This window comes from Pedobacter frigidisoli, assembly GCF_004331675.1.
In the GTDB taxonomy this organism is placed as follows: Bacteria; Bacteroidota; Bacteroidia; order Sphingobacteriales; family Sphingobacteriaceae; genus Pedobacter; species Pedobacter frigidisoli.
Genome location: NZ_SJSN01000026.1, coordinates 1 through 17,978 on the forward strand (window position 1 = coordinate 1; position 17,978 = coordinate 17,978).

General features: G+C 37.5%; 10 protein-coding genes and 1 pseudogene. 10 read left to right on the forward strand and 1 reads right to left on the reverse strand.

The window, feature by feature from the left end; genetic code table 11:
• The 6 genes and pseudogenes from EZ449_RS22875 to EZ449_RS21030 all read left to right on the forward strand — a co-directional run.
• Positions 1-280 (forward strand): annotated as a pseudogene (locus tag EZ449_RS22875) (IS1634 family transposase); the annotation flags it as partial.
• On the forward strand, positions 259-447 hold the full coding sequence (locus EZ449_RS21010) for a hypothetical protein (RefSeq protein WP_131562634.1): 189 nt from the start codon (positions 259-261) through the stop codon (positions 445-447). The pseudogene EZ449_RS22875 and the gene EZ449_RS21010, both read left to right, overlap by 22 nt.
• A 340-nt stretch (positions 448-787) precedes the next feature.
• On the forward strand, positions 788-1,936 hold the full coding sequence (locus EZ449_RS21015; protein WP_131562636.1) for a DNA polymerase III subunit: 1,149 nt from the start codon (positions 788-790) through the stop codon (positions 1,934-1,936).
• 2 nt (positions 1,937-1,938) lie between these two features.
• Entirely contained in the window at positions 1,939-3,432 is a 1,494-nt protein-coding gene (gene ricT / locus EZ449_RS21020; protein WP_131562637.1) for a regulatory iron-sulfur-containing complex subunit RicT, read from the forward strand.
• Positions 3,401-3,892, forward strand: a complete 492-nt coding sequence (locus tag EZ449_RS21025; RefSeq protein WP_131562639.1) for a gliding motility lipoprotein GldH — start codon at positions 3,401-3,403, stop codon at positions 3,890-3,892. The genes ricT and EZ449_RS21025 overlap by 32 nt, the downstream gene beginning before the upstream one ends.
• 178 nt (positions 3,893-4,070) lie before the next feature.
• A complete protein-coding gene (locus tag EZ449_RS21030) occupies positions 4,071-6,932 on the forward strand; it encodes a TonB-dependent receptor (RefSeq protein ID WP_131562641.1) in 2,862 nt (953 codons plus the stop codon).
• Between the two features lie 1,096 nt (positions 6,933-8,028).
• Here the strand turns inward: EZ449_RS21030 and EZ449_RS21035 are convergent.
• On the reverse strand, positions 8,029-9,330 hold the full coding sequence (locus EZ449_RS21035) for a UDP-N-acetylmuramoyl-tripeptide--D-alanyl-D-alanine ligase (RefSeq protein ID WP_205943049.1): 1,302 nt from the start codon (positions 9,328-9,330) through the stop codon (positions 8,029-8,031).
• An 86-nt stretch (positions 9,331-9,416) separates the two neighbouring features.
• On the opposite strand from EZ449_RS21035, the gene EZ449_RS21040 reads away from it, so the two are divergent.
• The 4 genes from EZ449_RS21040 to EZ449_RS21055 all read left to right on the forward strand — a co-directional run bounded on the left by EZ449_RS21040 (position 9,417) and on the right by EZ449_RS21055 (position 17,978).
• Positions 9,417-11,912: a M14 family metallopeptidase gene (locus EZ449_RS21040; protein ID WP_131562643.1), complete on the forward strand. Its 2,496-nt coding sequence runs from the start codon at positions 9,417-9,419 to the stop codon at positions 11,910-11,912.
• A 295-nt stretch (positions 11,913-12,207) separates the two neighbouring features.
• On the forward strand, positions 12,208-15,459 hold the full coding sequence (locus EZ449_RS21045) for a SusC/RagA family TonB-linked outer membrane protein (RefSeq protein ID WP_131562644.1): 3,252 nt from the start codon (positions 12,208-12,210) through the stop codon (positions 15,457-15,459).
• Between the two features lie 29 nt (positions 15,460-15,488).
• Complete coding sequence (locus EZ449_RS21050) at positions 15,489-16,925, forward strand: SusD/RagB family nutrient-binding outer membrane lipoprotein (RefSeq protein ID WP_131562646.1); 1,437 nt, start codon at positions 15,489-15,491, stop codon at positions 16,923-16,925.
• Between the two features lie 33 nt (positions 16,926-16,958).
• A complete protein-coding gene (locus tag EZ449_RS21055) occupies positions 16,959-17,978 on the forward strand; it encodes a DUF1735 domain-containing protein (RefSeq protein WP_131562648.1) in 1,020 nt (339 codons plus the stop codon).

The window sequence follows — 17,978 nt, forward strand, 5'->3', positions numbered from 1 at the left end:
GAGACCGATGTTCCACTTTACTCCCAAACGAATAGAAGCTCATGTATGTATCTGTTTTGTAGCTTATAAGGTCTATAAAGAACTAGAACGTATACTAAAGAATAATCGGTATAAGATCAGTGTAGATAAGGTCTTGGAAGTTGCTAAGACGGTCACAACACTGAAAATAAAATTACCAAACAGCGGAAAGATCATGAGTAAAACAATGATTATTACCGAAAGACAGAAAGCAATCGAACCACTATTTTCCGATGATTTTTGGAAATCTCAATTTGGGTGACGCATTGGCGAAGTCAGGAATCGTTAAGAGATGAGTTAAAAGATTTGGAAAACGACATGCCGATTGGTAAAGTGAGTTCTAGTGTAGATGGAAATGGCGCAACAGTAAATGTTAGCGGTCCGTGGGCAGGTATTCGTGCCAATTTGGGTATTGGTTACCGTTTCTAAATTTATCAAATTATATAAGCCGCTCAAAATTTTGGGCGGCTTTTTTATGCCATAAGGTTTCTCTGTTTAAGGATTACACAATTATCCGAATGGCAGCGATATTCCGAATGTTCGTGAAAGCGTGTAAGCAAAATAAAGTAAATAAATTTATTTGTTTTACTCGATACTTTCACAATAAAAGATACAGCGGAAAGAGGGGCAGAGCGGGTAAAAAGAATTACCGGAGCAGGCTTTTCAAAATAAAATCTAAATGTCTTAAAAACTTAAAATTAACGGATCCTGAATCAAGTTCGGAAGGACGAGGCTTTGAATATCATATCTATTTCTTATTTTGCACCAAATGCAGTTTAAGGAAATCATCGGACAAGACAAAGTTAAGCAACAATTGGTGCAAACGGTTAAGGAAAACCGTGTTAGCCATGCGCAACTGTTTTTATCGCCGGTTGGTTCTGGTGCATTGCCGCTTGCAATTGCGTATGCGCAATACATAAATTGTTTAGATAAGCAGCAAAATGATAGCTGCGGCATTTGTTCTAGCTGCAGGAAATACGAAAGATTAATTCATCCAGATTTACATTTCTCGTATCCTTTTTTCGCCTCGGCAAGTACAAAAATAGCAGTCGATGTATTGGAAGAATGGAGAAACATGCTGATGCAAGATCCCTATTTCGATATGGATATTTGGCGCTCCAAGCTTGATGCTGCAAATAAACAGGCGAATATTCCGATAGCCGAATGTCACGATATTATTAAAAAATTAAGTTACAAAGCTTTTGAAGCTGATACTAAGGTTTTGATAATGTGGTTGCCTGAATATTTGGATAAAGCCGGAAATGCATTGCTAAAATTAATCGAGGAACCGCCTGCAAATACGCTTTTCATTTTGATTGCTCAAAGTCAGGATCAGATTTTAACCACGATTTTGTCGCGAACGCAAATTGTAAAAATCCCAAAATTAACAAGCGATGATGTTTCTGGTTATTTGCTTAGCACAAGCGGATTAACGGAACACCAAGCCATTGATTATTCCTTTTTGGCCGATGGAAATTTAATTGAGGCAAAAGCCTTGGCGGCTGATATACAAACCGATAGTTCGGGAACTTTTACCGCTTGGCTAAGAATGGGTTTCGGAAACAAAGTGCCAGATTTAGTTGATTTTACCGATGAGGCGGCTAAGTGGGGAAGAGAAAACCAAAAGAATTTTTTAAAGTACGGCGTAAACTATTTAAGGGAGTGCTGTTTAATTATAAGTGGCGCCGAAGAATTGGTGAAATTGTCGCCATTAACGCTAGATACCGCTAAAAAGCTGAGTACACATGTGCTTACTTTGCCAATGGCAGAAGCCATAATTGGTGAGTTAGAGAAGGCACACTACCACATCGAAAGGAATGCAAATCCGAAAATTCTGTTTTTAGATGTATCTTTACAGTTGGTAAAAATTATAAAGTTTAAAACGCTCCCTACGGGGACTCAATATATATACAATTAATTATGGGATGTGGAAGTTGTTCAACAGGTGGTGGTTGCACCCCTAATGGATGCAAAAGTAATGGCTCATGTGGCACCGGTGGTTGCCAAACAATGGAAGTACACGATTGGCTATCCAACTTGGATATGCCTTCTAATTATAAAGCTTTTCAGGTTACCGAAATCAAATTTAAGGGGTCTAGAAAAGAATTTTTCTTAAATAACGATAACATTTATCTGGAAATTGGTGAGTTGGTAGCTGTTGAAGGCCCAACTGGTGGTTTTGATGTTGGGCATGTTTCGCTTACTGGCGAATTGGTGCGTGTGCAAATGAAACGCCGTAAAACTTCCATGGATCAGGTTACAAAAAAAATATACCGCAAGGCAACGGAGGCCGATGTAGAAAAGTGGAATGCCGCTAAGGAAATGGAATGGGAAACCATGCATAAAGCTCGTAAGCTAGCTTTAGATCTTCGTTTGCAAATGAAAATTAGCGATGTAGATTATCAGGCTGATAAAACCAAGGCGACGTTTTTTTACACTGCAGATGGGCGTGTAGATTTTCGTGAGCTGATTAAAAAGATGGCCGAAAATTTCCGTATCCGTATAGAAATGCGCCAGATTGGAATGCGCCAGGAAGCTGGTCGTTTAGGCGGAATTGGCTCTTGCGGTCGTGAATTGTGTTGTTCTACTTGGCTAACAAATTTCAAAACTGTATCTACGGCTGCGGCTCGTTATCAAAACCTATCCTTAAATACATTAAAGCTTGCCGGGCAATGCGGTAAATTAAAATGCTGTTTAAATTATGAGTTAGATACTTATTTAGATGCCTTAAAAGATATTCCCGATCGTATAGAAAACCTGGATACTGAGGCTGGTTATGCCCGTCACCAAAAGACAGATATTTTCAAAAAAATCATGTGGTTCAGTTACCAGGGTGATGAAAACTGGATCCCAGTTGCGGCAGCTCGTGTAAAGGAAATCATGGTAATGAATAAGGCTGGCAAAAAGGCGCCAAACTTAAAAGAAGAGGCCATTCAAATTGCTGCACCAGTGGTGATAGAGAAATCTTTCGATTACGAGAATGTGGTTGGTCAGGATAGTTTAACCCGTTTGGATGAACGTTCGAAAGGGAAAAACAACGCAAACAGAAACCAGAAAAGCAACCGCAACAATAACCCGAATAGAAGAGAAAGAGTTCCTACTGGCGATAAAAGCATAGCTCCAAACAATAAACCTCAAGCCAATCCTCAAGGTGGAAAGCCTGCTCAAAACGGACCAAAACCACAGCAAAATGCTGGTGCTAAACCTCAACAACAAGCAGTGCCAAAACCGCAGCATGTTAACGGACCAAAACCACAGGGTACAAAACCTGTTGCAAAAGCAGAAGGTACGCCAGATGCTGTTGATGGAACAAAGCCGGAGCAGAGCAAAAATAAGAATAGAAATAATCGTAGGAAAAACAATAACCGCCGAAACAATAATAATGGCTCAGAGAACAAACCTACAGTTGAGTAGAAAGCCAATACTTTTAATTGGTTTTTTATTCATTGCATTTTTAATTTCGGGATGTACTGCAAACGTAATTGATAGCAATATCGAGATTCCGCAGCGTGCATGGAGTTATCGAAATCATATTTCTACTCCTTTCGAAATTAAGGATAATACAAAGGCTTACAATATCTACTTTAAGTTAAGGCATACCGCTGATTATAAGTATTCCAATATTTTTATCCTCGCTCATTTTAAGGATGGAAAAAACAGGGTAACCAAGCGCTACCAATATAAGTTGGCCAAAAATGATGGGGAATGGCTGGGAAGTGGTTCTGGAAATGTATTTAATTACACTTTACCCATGCTAACAAACCATCGTTTCCCTAAAAATGGCAAGTTTGAAATCGAAATTGAACAAAACATGCGAGATAACCCACTGCTCGAAGTTAGTGATGCTGGTATATTGGTTCAAGAGGTAGAATAAATCATAAATTCTCAATTTTCTTATGGTGATTAGTGTAATTCATATTGTTTTTGACAAATAATATTGGCGATTTTGTTCATACAAATCGTTTTTTCAGAATATTATTTGGAAAAATGAATGTAAAAAAATTGTTATTGTAATAAATTTGTTATCATTGCTGAATAACAAACTATAACGTATGATAAAAAACTTACTCAAAATCTCCCTCCCACTCTTTTTTTTAATCATTTCTGCTCAATTATTTGCGCAAGGTGTAAAAGGTAAGGTTACCGATTCTGCTGGTGTTGCCATTCCGGGCGCTAGTGTTTTGGTGGTTGGCCAAAAAGTTGGCACCTCAACTGATGGTGCAGGACAATACAGCTTGAAACTTTCTGCCGCAGGAACCTATAAAGTTCGCGTATCGTTTACTGGCTTCATTACTTTAGAACAAGATATTGCTGTAGATAATTCGGTTAAAACTTTAGATTTTTCTCTATTAGAAACGAAATCAAATTTAGGTGATGTCGTGGTAATTGGTTCAAGATCTACACCTAGAACGAACATAGAAAGTGTTGTTCCTGTAGATTTAATTACTACGAAAGATGTTAAGGCTTTTGCCCAAACGGATTTAACGCAGATTTTGAACTTCGTGGCTCCATCTTTCAGTTCGAACAGACAAACTGTTTCTGATGGAACGGATCACATTGATCCGGCATCTTTACGTGGTTTGGGCCCAGATCAGGTTTTGGTTTTGGTAAATGGAAAACGTCGCCATACAACAGCTTTGGTAAACATCAACGGAACATTCGGTCGTGGTTCTGTTGGAACGGATTTAAACTCCATTCCAGTTTCAGCTATTGAGCGAATTGAGGTTTTGCGTGATGGTGCTGCAGCACAATATGGTTCTGATGCGATAGCGGGTGTAATCAACATTGTGTTGAAAAAAGCTACACCTTACAGTTTCTCCACTTCTTTTGGTCAATCTTCCTCAAGTGCTTTAGGTCGCGATTTTAGCGATGGTAGAACTTTCCAGGCAGATTTTAGTAAAGGTTGGGCTTTCAAAAATGATAAGGGCTTTATCAATTTTGCAGCGCAATACTTACAACGTGACTATACCAATCGAGGTGGTTTAGATACTCGTCCATTATTATATTCTGCAAACCCAACAAAGGGCGCAACAGAAACAGAAGCTGCATATCAAGCCCGTTTTGCAAATATTAAAGCTGCAGATAATGCAAGAGCAGCAGCAAACGGATTAGATAGAAACAACATGCGGGTAGGTAACTCTGATTCGAAAAACGGTGGCGGTTTCTTAAATGGTCAATTTAACTTTGGGAAAACTACCCAGCTATATTATGCAGCAGGCTTTACCCACAAAACAGGTAGTGCAGCAGGTTTCTACCGTTTACCAACTCAAACTACGCAGGTAGATTTATCAATTTATCCTAATGGATTTCTTCCTTTTATCGATACAAAAATAAATGACTATTCGTTTTCAGCTGGTTTAAGGGGTAAGGTTGGAACTTGGGATTACGATTTGAGTAATACAAGTGGCGAAAATACCATTAAATTTAATATCGATAATACGGTTAATGCATCTTTGCCTACAGGAACTAGCCCTACTTCATTTTATGCAGGAGAGCTGCTTTTTAGACAAAACACAACCAATTTAGATTTAAGTAAAAAACACACTTTCGATGGTGGTTTCTTAACTTCATTAAACACTGCATTTGGTGGGGAGTTTAGAATAGATAACTATCAGATAAAAGAAGGCGAATTATTATCTTATTCAAACGGTGGACGATTAATTGGTACCTCACCAACAGCATCTGGATCGCAGGTTTTCCCAGGATTTAAACCTAGCAATGCTATTGATAAATCAAGAAATAACGTTGGTGCCTACGCAGATTTGGAAGCAGAATTTGGTCCAAGAGTAACTTTAGGAGCTGCAGGTCGTTATGAAAACTTTAGCGATTTTGGTTCAAATTTCTCTTACAAATTTACAGGTAAGGTTAAATTATTTGGCGATATCTCACTACGTGGTGCTTATGCAACAGGATTTAGAGCGCCATCTTTACATCAACAATATTTTAATAATGAAAGTACCCAATTCGTAGCGGGTAATGCCACTCAGGTTCTAACGGTTAACAATAGCAACCCTATTGTTGGTCAGTTTGGTGTAGGAACATTAAAACCAGAAATTTCTAAATCAGGAAGTTTAGGCTTAGCTGGTAGAATTGCTAAAACTTTCACCTTTACCATCGATGCATATAATATCGATATCAGCGATCGTATTGTGTTCTCAAGCCAATATGCTCGTGAGCGTACAAGTGCAGGAGCATTGATACCAACTGGTGTTGTAAATCAGATTTTAAATACGGTTGATCCATCTGCACAAGTAAATAGTGTACAGTTCTTTACCAATGCCATTACTACAAATACTGCTGGTATCGATGTTGTTTTGACTAACAAATTCTCATTGGGTGCAAAAAGCAGCTTAATTTTGAGTGCTGCAGGTAACGTGAATAAAACAGTTGTGAGAAGTATTCAAGGGTCTGATAAAATTGAAAGTGACGCAACATTGAAAGCAAAACTTTTCGATCGTTTAGAGCGCTCACGTTTTGAGAGTTCGGTTCCTAAGAACAAATTAAATATTACAGCTACCTACAATGTAGATAAGTTATCATTTGTAGCAAGAACAGTTCGTTTTGGCGAGGTAACTTATTTAAATGCCATTGATCCTAATGTTGCTGCAAATGGATTGCCAACTCAATTGGATCAAACATTCTCACCAAAATGGGTGAGTGATTTTTCAGTAAGCTATCAAGCAAATAAAATGTGGTCGGTTACAGTGGGCGCAAATAATATTTTTGATGTTTATCCAGATAAATTATACATTGATCCTCGTAATAACGAAAATAATTTAAGTGGAGTTACTGGAAGTACTTATTCGGGATCTCTTGATAACACTTCTAACGGAAGATTCTTATATCCAAGAGCAGTAAGTCAGTTCGGATTTAGCGGACGTTATGTTTACGGAAAAATAGCTTGTACTTTTTAAGATAATAATAACCAAACAACTAGAAGCGCTGCACAGAAATGTTCAGCGCTTTTTTAGGCCCCAAAAGCCCCACCCTATCAATGTTTGTGGTTAGGCTAATTTCTACATTCCCTCCCCAAAGGGAAGGGATTTGAAGAACTGTGGTTTTAAAATCCATAGTTTAAAAATTATTGCATCCAACTTAGTTGTTCTTAGGTGGTAAAAATTCTGAACCTAGCTTTGCGTTCTTTGCGCCTTTTCCTCTGTGCACTTTGTGGTTAAAAATCCCCACCCTATCAATGTTCGTGGTTTGGCTAAATTCTACATTCCCTCCCCAAAGGGAAGGGATTTGAAGAACTGTGGTTTTAAAATCCAGAGTCTAAAAATTTTTGCATCCAACTTAGTTGTTCTTAGGTTTCTCAGGTGGTTAAAATTCTGAACCCAGCTTTGCGTTCTTTGCGCCTTTTCCTCTGTGCACTTTGCGGTTAAAAATCCCCACCCTATTAATGTTCGTGGTTTGGCTAAATTCTGCATTCCCACCCCAAAGGGAAGGGATTTGAAGAACTGTGGTTTTAAAATCCATAGTCTAAAAATTTTTGCATCCAACTTAGTTGTTCTTAGGTTTCTCAGGTGGTTAAAATTCTGAACCCAGCTTTGCGCTCTTTGCGCCTTTCTCTCTTTGTACTTTGCGGTTAAATAATCCCCACTCTGTCAATGTTTGTGGTTTGGCTAATTTCTGTATTCCCTCCCCAAAGGGAAGGGATTTGAAGAACTGTGGTTTTAAAATCCATAGTCTAAAAATTTTTGCATCCAACTTAGTTGTTCTTAGGTTTCTCAGGTGGTGAAAATTCTGAACCTAGCTTTTCGTTCTTTGCGCCTTTTTCTTTGTGTTACTTTGCGGTTAAATAATCCCCACTCTGTCAATGTTTGTGGTTTGGCTAATTTCTGCATTCCCTCCCCAAAGGGAAGGGATTTGAAAGACTGAGGTTTAAACCAAAAACCTACAAATTAGTGTACCCAACTTAGTTATTCTTAGGTTTCTCAGGTGGTTAAAATTCTGAAGTTAGCTTTGCGTTCTTTACGCCTTTTTCTTTGTGTTACTTTGCGGTTCAATAAACTACAAGTACTGCAACAAACTTTCTAATTTCATTCCTCTCGATCCTTTCAATAAAACCAAATTGTTTTCTATTGGGTTTTGCTGCAGGTAATTAGCAGCTTCTGCTGGTGTTTCGAAAAATAAGGCTTTTAGCTCATCCTTAAAGACAAAGAAATATTTCCCGATAAAAATGATTTCATCTAATCCACTTTCTGATGCCTGTTTTGCAATTAATTTGTGCTGTTCATCCGATTCTGGTCCAAGCTCAAACATATCGCCTAAAATTGCTGTCTTTTTTGCTGCTGATAAAGTTGAGATATTGTTTAACGCTGCCGACATGCTGCTCGGATTGGCATTGTAGAAATCACAGATAACGGTGTTTTTTTCGGTTTTTGTTAACTGAGAACGGTTGTTTTTAGGCTGGTAATTGGTTAAACCGTTATTAATTTCTTCAGGACTCATATCAAAGAAGTCGCCGATACAGATTGCCGCTAAGATATTTTCGAAATTATAACTTCCTGTTAAATGAGTCTTTGCAGAAGAGTAAACATCGTGATTAGTCCATTCCACTTCTATAAATGGATCGCTACTTTTTAAGCTTCCTTTTATCGTATTGCCGTTTTCTGTTCCGTAGTAAATCAATTTATTTAGTCCTGCGGCCGCACTCATTTCCAAAAGATAAGGATTATCTCTGTTGATGAAAATATAACCATGGGTTTCCTTGAGGTAGGCGTAAAGCTCAGCTTTTCCTTTTTTTACACCCTCAAATCCTCCGAAGCCATCTAAATGTGCCATTCCAACGTTGGTGATGATGCCATGCGTAGGTTGGGCTATGGTACAAAGTAATTCGATTTCCTTTTGATGGTTGGCACCCATTTCGATGACGGCAATTTGAACATCATCACTTATGGACAAAATAGAAAGAGGCACACCAATATGATTATTGAGGTTGCCAAAAGTGGCAAAGGTGTTATAACGCTCAGCTAAAACGGCATTCACCAATTCCTTGCTGGTAGTTTTACCATTACTGCCCGTTAAACCAACAACTGGAATACTTAATTGCTTACGATGATGACGGGCTAAATCCTGCAAAGCAGTTAAAACATCGTCAACAAATAGACATTGATTATTAAGTGCATACTTATCCTCATCAATTACTACAAAAGAGGCTCCTTTTTCTAATGCCTGAGCTGCAAAAGCGTTGGCGTTAAAATTATCGCCCTTCAAGGCAAAAAAGATGCAACCTGGCGTAATATTTCTGGTATCGGTAGATATTGATGGGTTTTTAAGGAAATGGCTATATAATTTTTCGGTAGTAATCATGCTTTGCGTAAAAAATCTGCTGTAAAATTAAGGTTTAGCAACAACAAAAAACAAAATTACTACATTAGATAAAATTTAATGCCCTTATGAAGAAAAGCCTAACGTTCTGCCTGCTTTTTATTAGCTCCATCCTATTTGTTAATGCACAAGTAAAATCTCCCGATGAATTTTTGGATTATGAATTGGGTGCTCATTTTACGCCACATTATAAAGTGGTTGAATATTTTCGTCAGGCAGCAACGGCTTCATCAAAAAACATAAAACTAATTGAATACGGAAAAACCAACGAGGGTAGACCGTTATTGGTCGCGGTTGTTTCATCAGCAGAGAATATAGCTAAACTAGAGCAGATTCGTGCCAATAACATCAAGCTTTCAACCGGCTCTACAAATGCAATAGATTTAACAACTCAGCCCAGCATTGTGTGGTTAAGTTATAATGTACACGGCAATGAGGCAAACTCTTCAGAAACCTCAATGAAAATGCTTTATACGTTATCATCGGGACAAAATTCGAAAGCGAACGATTGGTTAAAAAATACGGTAGTGGTAATCGATCCTTGTTTAAATCCTGATGGAAGAGATCGTTATGTAAATTATTTCAATAGTGTGGTAGGTAAAACGCCAAACTCCGATCCAACCTCAAGAGAACATATCGAACCTTGGCCAGGTGGAAGACCGAATCATTACTATTTTGATTTAAACCGCGATTGGGCTTGGCAGACACAAATTGAAAGTCAGCAGCGGTTAGCTTTATATAACCAATGGATGCCACAGGTTCATGTCGATTTTCATGAGCAAAGTTACAATGAACCCTATTATTTTGCTCCAGCAGCAGAACCTGTTCATCAAGATATTACCCCTTGGCAAAAAAGCTTTCAAGTGGTAGTGGGTAAAAATAATGCAAAGTATTTCGATGCCGAGGGTTGGGGCTATTTTACCAAAGAACGTTTCGATTTGCTTTACCCATCTTATGGCGATACTTATCCTTTATATAATGGCTCAATAGGAATGACTTACGAGCAAGGTGGAATTAGGGCAGGATTATCTGTGGTAACCAATGATGGTGATACGCTTACTTTAAAGGATAGAATTGCCCATCATTTTACTACGGGGATGTCAACCGTCGAAATCGCATCAGCAAATCACAATAAGTTATTAGAAGAATACAAAAAATATTTTCAACAAGAATTAAATGGCGCTCCAGGTATTTATAAAACCTTTGTCATTAAAGCGAGCAACCCATCACGACAAAAGAAATTGTCTGAATTGCTAACCAAAAATAAAATTGAATTTACTTATGGTGGCGATAAATCGGGGAGAGGTTATGATTATGATACTCAAAAGGAAGAAAGCTTTACCGTTAACCGAAACGATTTAATTGTAAATGTTCAGCAACCAAGAGCCGTATTGGCTAATGTGCTTTTAGAGCCTCAAACATTAGTAACCGATTCTAACACCTACGATATTACCGCTTGGGCCTTGCCTTATGTTTATGGATTAAAAGCCTATGCCAGTAAAGAAAGCTTCAAAGGAAAGTTTAGTGCGAAAGAGGATAATAAATCAGCTTCTACCAATGTTGATAAACCGCTAGCTTGGCTTTTTGCTTGGGGATCTGCAGAAGACGCACAGGTTTTAATTGCGCTTCAAAAGGAGAATTTAAAAGTCCGTCAAGCAGATCAACCTTTTACTGTTGCGGGTAAAGATTATCCTGCCGGAACATTAATTGTTTTGAGGGTGGAAAATGAAAAAGTAATAAAGGATGTTAAAAATAAGGTAGAGAATGTTTTAACGAAGCTTGATAAACCGATTCAAGCCATTACCAGTGGTTTTGTAGAAAAAGGAAAGGATTTTGGATCAAACGTTTATCCATTATTAAAGCAACCTAAAATTGCCATAGTATCTGGAAGCGAGGTTTCTTCGTTGGCCTTTGGCGAGGCTTGGTTTTATTTAGAACATGATTTAAACCTTTCTCCGAGTATTATTGCGGCAAAAGATATCAATAGCTTGGATATTAATAAAGTGAATACACTCATTCTTCCTGATGGAAGTTATAGTGCATTTATTGGCGAAGGATTAACCGCTTGGTTAAATAGGGGTGGAAAGCTAATCTTAATGGAAGATGCCATTGAAAGTGTGCTGGAGAAAAAAGGCTTCGACATCAAAAAGAAAGAAGCTGTTGTTAAAAAAGATGAAAAGCCAGAGCCAAGTAAGCTTCTTTTTAAGGATAAAGATAAAGATGATTACGAATTTGCCATTCCTGGTGCAATTTATAGGGTTAATTTAGATGCAACGCACCCATTTTCTTACGGTTTGGGAAAATCGTATTACACCTTAAAAACCGATCGCAAAATTTACGAACCATTTGTTAAAGGCTGGAATGTTGGTTTATTGAACGACAAAAGCTTAATGGCTGGAGTAGTTGGTAAAAAAGTTCGCGAAGAATTAAAGACTGGTTTATTAATTGGAGTTCAAGATTTTGGACGTGGACAAGTTGTTTACTTAGCAAACGACCCACTCTTTAGGAATTTTTGGGAGGGCGGTAAAACGCTTTTCGGGAATATTGTATTTTGTAGCTATTAGATCATAACTAAAATTCAATTATTTAAATTTCGCTAAAATTATTCTGAGGTAGGATGATTGGAATTTAACCTCCCTAATTTCACATAATTATTGCTTTTAATTTTTTGTTTAATCCATTAGCGCAAAAAATCATATACAATCTCATCTATAATCAAAAGAATTAGGAATAAAAGTAATTTAAACTGTCATATTTTGATTTATTTGTTAAAATATGTTAAAATAAATTTGGTGATATACTCAACTAACTATATTTTAGCACATTATTAATAATCATTAACTAACCTATTTTCAAATTATGAAAAAACTTCTACAAAGTTTGTTCATATTCTTGTGCCTTGCTACGGCTGGATATGCGCAAGATCGAACAATTACTGGTACAGTTACCGCACAAGAGGATAATCTTCCTCTCCCAGGGGTAAGTGTTAAAATCAAAGGTACCCAAACGGGTACAGTCACTTCTGCAAGTGGTAAATTTACCATCACCGCCGCAACGGGTTCAACACTAGTCTTTACTTATATCGGATATAAGGTTAAAGAAGCTACAGTAGGATCTTCAAGTGTTATTAATGCTTCACTTGAAAACGATGCTAACCAATTAACGGAGGTTGTAGTTACTGGTGCTTACGGAACAAAGCAAACTGCTCGTTCTCAAGTAACTAACACACAATCGTTATCTGGCGAGAAATTGAACACTGTTCGTTCTACAAACATTAACAATGCGCTTGCTGGTAAGGTTGCCGGTATTCAGGTAAGAAGTCAATCTGCGGCTGCATTAGGTAGAAATACCGCAGTTAGATTACGTGGTGCTGGTGGTTTCGGTACAGGAAGTGGAGCGCTTTATGTAGTAGATGGAACAATTCTTCCAAATGCAGATGATGTCAATCTTGATGATATCGAAGATGTATCCGTTTTACAGGGTCCAGCTGCGGCAGCCTTATTGGGTTCTCAAGCTGCAAGTGGTGCAATCTTGATTACCACTAAGAAAGGAAAATCTACTACAGGTTCTGGAATCACATTAAACTTAGGTGCTATTTTTGAAGATGCATACATTCTTCCTAATTATCAGAATTCTTATGCAGGTGGTAATACTGCAGACATGACAAGATATACTTGGAAGTCTACAGATCCTGTTGCTTGGAAAGCTTTAGATGGAAAATATTATCCAAATTATAGTGATGACTCGAGTTGGGGTCCGCGTATGGTTGGGCAAGAATATATTCCATGGTATGCTTGGTACCCAGGAACAGATTACTCTTATAAAACAGCTTCATTAACACCTAATCCTGATAACGCTAGAGATTTTTTCCAAACAGGTGTTACCTTTAACAATTCAGTATCATATACTGCAAGTGGAGATAAGTATAATGCTAAAATGACTTATGGAAATCAAAACACACAAGGTTTAATTCCAAATTCAAGTCTAGTAAAAAATACTTTTAATTTCAACTCTTCTTATGATTTGAATAAACACTTCACTGTTTCTGCTAATATCAATTACGTTAAAACGATATTAAATGGTGAAATTAATGATGGTTATAGCAATTTAACTACAGGATCTTTCAGTCAATGGTTTCACAGAGATATTGACATGAATATTATGAAAGAATTGAGAGGTTTAACCGTACCAGGCTTACCAGGTGAAACAATTTATGCAAGTTGGAACCACTCAGATCCTACATCTTACGATCCATCCAATCCTAAAGCTTTCTATGGTGGTAACTATTGGTACAATCCTTATTCTTATACGGATTTGATATCACAGAAAAACCAAAGAGATCGTTTGTATGGCAATGTTGCCTTTACCTACAAAGTAAACAGCGACTTAAAGTTCACGGCTACTTATCGTAAACAGCAAAATACAACCTTTACAGAAAATAAAGCAAGAACAGAATTAGAGACTAGTGGTAACCAAACTGGCTTTAAAGGTTCTTATTTCAGTGCCAATACTTACTCAAACAGAGAAAATTACGAGGTTTTAGGTATGTATACCAAAAAAATTAAGGATTTTACAATTGATGCTACGGCAGGTACGGATATTTTCAAAGGAGAATCGAACTATAACCAAGCTGGAACAAATAATGGTTTGTCTATCCCTAACTTATTTACGGTAAATAACTCGGTAGATGCTCCATCTGTTGCAAATTACAGACAAATCGAAAAATATAGAGCGTTATTAGCTCGTGCTACTGTTGGCTATAAAGACATGGTATTTTTGGATGGATCAATTCGTAACGATTGGTTTTCAACACTACCTAGCGATCACAGTGGAGTATTATCTAAATCGATAGGTGCTTCATTCGTGTTCACAGAATTATTACCTAAGGAGGCATTTGGTTTCTTATCTGAGGGAAAAATTAGAGCATCATATGGTGAAATTCCTCAAGCATTAGGAACAACAAACGATTCTTTCGGAGCTTATCGCTACCCAGGATTTGCTTATGGTGTTAATGCACTGAAATTTAACGGAAACTTATTACAAAATACTCCTGATGCCTTAGTGGATCCAGATATTAGAGGGGCAGTTGCTCAAAGTTCTGAGGTTGGTTTGGATTTAAAACTCTTTAAGAGAAAAATTAGCATTTCTGCTACCTATTGGGATAAAACAGAAACCAACTATCCAAGATCAGTTGGCGTAAATGCGGCCAGCGGTTTCAGTTCAATCTTAACAAACGTTGGTAAAATTACAAGTAACGGTTTAGAGTTTCAATTAACCGCATCTCCGGTTACTTTACCAAACTTTAGCTGGACACTTTCTGCAACTTATGCTAATTTATTAAGTAATAAAGTAGTAGAGGTGAGTGATAAATATAAAGTTACCAGAATTAGCGTTGAAAGTGTATGGGGTACTACTATGCCAATCATGATTCACGAAGCTGGTTACGAATGGGGTCAAATTTGGGGTAACGGTAAAAAACGTAATGCTGATGGTGTTCCTTTATTAGATGGTAACGGTCATTTTGTGAATGATCCTAATGTATATTTTGGAAGTGTATTACCAAAACATACAGGTGGTTTGCAAAACTCTTTTACGCTTTTCAAAATGATTGATATTAATGCAAATATCGATTATCAAGTTGGTGGTAAATTCGTTTCGTTGTCTAATCAATGGGGTGCTTACAGTGGTGTAACTGAGCGTACAGCTGGAATTAACGATAAAGGAAATCCTGTTCGTGATAAAGTTGCAGATGGTGGTGGTGTTCGTGTTGATGGTGTAGATCAAACTACAGGTCAAGCTAAAACTTACTACTTAGAAGCTCAGGATTATTATCAAGGTTTATATAACTCGAAAACTTTTGATGATTATATCTACGATTTAACATTTATTAAATTAAGAGAGGTTTCTATCGGTTACCGTATTCCAGTACAAAAATTGGGTATAGCTAAATTTGTACAAAACGCTACGTTCTCTGTAGTTGCCAGAAATCCTGTTTTAATTTATGCCAAAACTAAAGATTTCGATCCATCAGAAATTTCTGCTACAAGTGGTGAAACCTCTCAATTGCCAGGAACTAGAGGATTTGGATTCAATTTGAGAATTGGTTTTTAATAGGGTAGATTAATTTTTAAAGAAAAGATATGAAAAAGATATTTATATACACATTAGCCGGCTTATTCTTAATGGCTTCGGCAGGATGTAAAAAACTAGAGGATTTTGGGGCTACAAACCTTGATCCAAATAGTACAACCCAATCAAATCCACCTGCGTTATTAACAAATGCATTGTCAGGATTAGCGAGTTATGCTTATCAAACAAGACCAGGTTTTTACGGACAGTATTTTTCAGAGACACAATATCCTGATGCCTCAAATTATACCTTAGTTCAAGAGAGCTTTACAGGCGCTTACAGCGGTGCGCTTTACGATTTGCAAAATGTTCAGTTGTTAGAATCAACAAACAACATGAAACAAGTTGCTAAAATTGTACAACAATATATATTTTGGACGATTACTGATCGTTGGGGTGATGTTCCTTACAGCCAAGCCTTAAAAGGAATTGAGTTTAATGCACCTGCTTACGATACGCAAGAAGCCATTTACAAAGGAATGATTTCTACACTGACAAGTTCAGTTGCAGCAATGGATGGATCAGCAATCCCAGGCGACATTGTATTCAATGGTGATGTGGCATCTTGGAAAAGATTTGCTAATTCTCTAAGAATGTTAATGGCATTGCAATTATCAAAAAGATACCCTAGTGCTACGGATTATTCTGCGACACAATTTAAAGCAGCCTTAGCTGATGCTGGTGGTTACATAACCACAAATGCTCAAAATGTTAAGATCGTTTATAATGTAAATTACAAAAACCCATTATTTAACGAATATAACGGTCGTAAAGATTTGGCTGAAAGTAAAACCATGACAGACTTAATGGTAGGTACATTAGGTAATGATCCAAGACAAGCTGCTTATGGTGGTGCTTCAGAAGTACTGGGTAGTACAACCTCATCAAGTATCGGCGTACCTTATGGTGTTACTAGAGCTGTAGCAACAGCATTTACTGATGCCAATACAACATGGGCACGTGTTTTAAGAGGAGATTTGAGAACAGAAAGCAGCCCTTATGTGATTTTATCTGCTGCTGAAGTAACCTTAGCTCGTGCTGAGGCTGCCAATATGAATTGGACTTCAGAATCTCAAGTAGCACTTTACACTGCCGGAATTGGCTTATCTTTTGAGCAATGGGGTGTTGGAACGCCTTCAGCTGGATACTTAGCAAATAGTAATGTAGCAATAAGCGCTACGCCATCTGCTGCCAATTTAAAAAATATTGCTATTCAGGAATACGTTGCAAGTTATCCAAATGGCTTAAGGGCTTGGAATATTTTCCGTAGAACAGGATTTCCTGCACTAGTTCCAGCTTCAGCGGCAAGTAATTCTACTAAGCAAATCCCTAGAAGATATGTTTATGCGCCATCCGAGTTGGCAACAAATTTAGAGAGCGTTACTGCTGCAATCGCTAGATTGACGGGTGGAAATACTCAGGATGCTAGAATTTGGTGGGATTTATAATATTTAAGATAAATTAATTTTAAAAATAAAATTATGAAACAAAGATTTTTAAAATACTTTTCCTTAGGAATTGTATTAACTACTGTTCTGATTTCTTCTTGTACGAAAGACGACTTTGTGTCTGATGACACGATCTTAGATGATAAAGGAACGACATATTTTAAAGTTCTGGAGGGAAGCGAAGTAAAATTATTCTTTAGCCCATTTACAGATGTAAAACAGGTTCCAATGTTTAGCATTAGAAAGGAAAATCCAAGCAATCAGAGTTTACAAACTCCAGCTTCGATTAAAATAGAGCAAAATGCTGGAATTATAACAAAATATAATGCAGATCATTCTGAAACTTTTGAAGAGTTACCATCATCATTTTATGCCTTTACAGGAGATGCAGGATACGTAAAAACCTCAAATGGTTATACTGTAAACTTTGCAGCTGGTGTTTTTTCTCAAAACTTTAAGCTTAACATTGATGGAAGTAAGTGGATTGATCTAAGTAAAAAATACGCTCTTGCTTTCCGTGTAACCGATTGGGGTGGAATTAAAAAAACTGCTGCAACGAGTGATACAATCGTAGTGTTATTAAGCATCAAGAATAAATGGGATGGTGTTTATGCCGTAACAGGCTCTATGGTCGATGTGTTAGGTCCAGCCAATTCGCATGTTAACAATGGTTTAGGTGCAGATGCTCCTATGCAATATGAACTGCGTACCATTTCACCTACTAAATGTGCAGCATATGATAACTATGTAATAGGCGGCGTTTGGTGTCCTTTCTACACGGGTACGGGCCTTAGTTATTATGGTACATTCGGTCTGGTATTTGAGTTTGACCCGGTAACGGACAAGGTTGTGAGTGTGACTAACTATTATGGAACTGTTGCCAATACGAGAGCGGGTAGACTTGATCCAAGCGGTAGCAAGAACTCTTACGACGCAAGCACTAAAACGCTAACAGTTAAGTATAATATGCTTCAGCCAAGCTTAGTTCCGGTAGCACCAAATGTTAGGGTTACTTGGGATGAGGTGTGGAAATACATAGCATCTAGAGAATAA